The organism is Petrocella sp. FN5, from assembly GCF_029210395.1.
GTDB lineage: Bacteria > Bacillota > Clostridia > Lachnospirales > Vallitaleaceae > Petrocella.
Genome location: NZ_JARGDP010000179.1, coordinates 1 through 1,472, shown reverse-complemented (window position 1 = coordinate 1,472; position 1,472 = coordinate 1). Strand labels below are relative to the sequence as shown.

The 1,472-nt window shown below is 39.7% G+C and carries 1 protein-coding gene; it reads right to left on the bottom strand.

The window, feature by feature from the left end; translation table 11 throughout:
• Positions 1–10: 10 nt before the first annotated feature.
• The gene (gene pyk / locus P0N36_RS15315) at positions 11–1,429 is read right to left on the bottom strand and encodes a pyruvate kinase (RefSeq protein ID WP_275843758.1); all 1,419 of its coding nucleotides are present in this window, start codon (positions 1,427–1,429) and stop codon (positions 11–13) included.
• Positions 1,430–1,472: the final 43 nt, after the last annotated feature.

The window sequence follows — 1,472 nt, the reverse complement described above, 5'->3', positions numbered from 1 at the left end:
TTTTTATTTATTACTCCACTTCCATGACTTTCATCAGATTTGTATTACCTTTTGTGTTAAGAGGTATACCTGCTGTAATGACGACGGTATCTCCATTTTTGGCAAAGCCCAAACTTTTGGCATGTTCAATGGATTTGTAGAACAAGATGTCGGAAGAATTTTCTGCTTTCATAATAATCGGTATAACACCCCATAGCATGTTAAGTTGCCGTTGTGTAATAGGGTTAATGGTGGGTGCAATAATCGGTGATTCCGGTCGGAACATGGAAATGAGTCGAGCGGTTTTGCCACTATAAGTAGGACAAATAATTGCCGCTGCACTTAGATTCATAGCGGTGGTGCAGGTCGCATAGCTCACAGCGTTGGTGACGCTTTTATCAAGAACTTCTGTGATTCTTTTGTATACAGCTTCATAGTCCGCAGTTTCCTCAGAAGCTTCAGCAATTTTACGCATGATCTTAATGGATTCAACAGGGTATGAGCCTGCTGCGGTTTCACCAGACAACATAATGACATCTGTACCGTCTAAGATAGCATTAGCAACATCGGATACTTCTGCTCGAGTTGGTCTAGGGTTAACAATCATAGAATCTAACATCTGGGTAGCGGTTATAACCGGTATGCCTGCAGCGTTACATTTATGAATGATTTTCTTCTGAATTTGTGGGATGTATTCAGCAGGTGTCTCGACACCCAAGTCACCTCTTGCAACCATGATGCCATTGGAGACTTCAATGATTTCATCGATATTATCCACACCTGTTTGACTTTCGATTTTTGAGATGATATGAATATGTTCACCACCATTTTGATCCAACAAAGCACGAATTTCTTCCACATCTCTTTTACTACGAATGAAAGAAGCCGCTAAATAGTCGATGCCTTCTTTTATGCCGAAGATAATATCATTTGCATCGGCTTCAGTTAGAGCCGGTAGCTTGACATCAACGCCAGGTACATTAATGCCTTTTCTATTTTTAACCCTACCACCATTTTTGACAACACAGATAATATCTGTATCTTCAATTTCGGTTACCTCAACTTCTATAAGCCCGTCATCAATTAATATGCTGCTTCCAAGTTTAACATCTTTATAAAGATGTTCGTATGTGATACAGAATTTTTCAGCGGTTCCCTCGAAGTCACCAATACAAAGACGGATTACTTCACCGGCAAACAAATCAACACCACCATCTTTAAAAGTTTTGGTACGGATTTCAGGGCCACGGGTGTCCATGAGGATTGCGATGGGATGGTTAAGTTGTTCTCGGACTTCTTTTATGAGATTAATGTTCTTTAAAAGGTATTCTTGATTACCATGGGATAAATTAAGACGTGCTACATTTAATCCGTTATTAATTAGTGCGGTCAGTGTTTCCTTGTTATCACTGGCAGGACCCAAGGTACATATGATTTTGGTTTTATTCATGAGAAGGGTTCTCCTATCATAGATCTATTCTGGTTGATACATC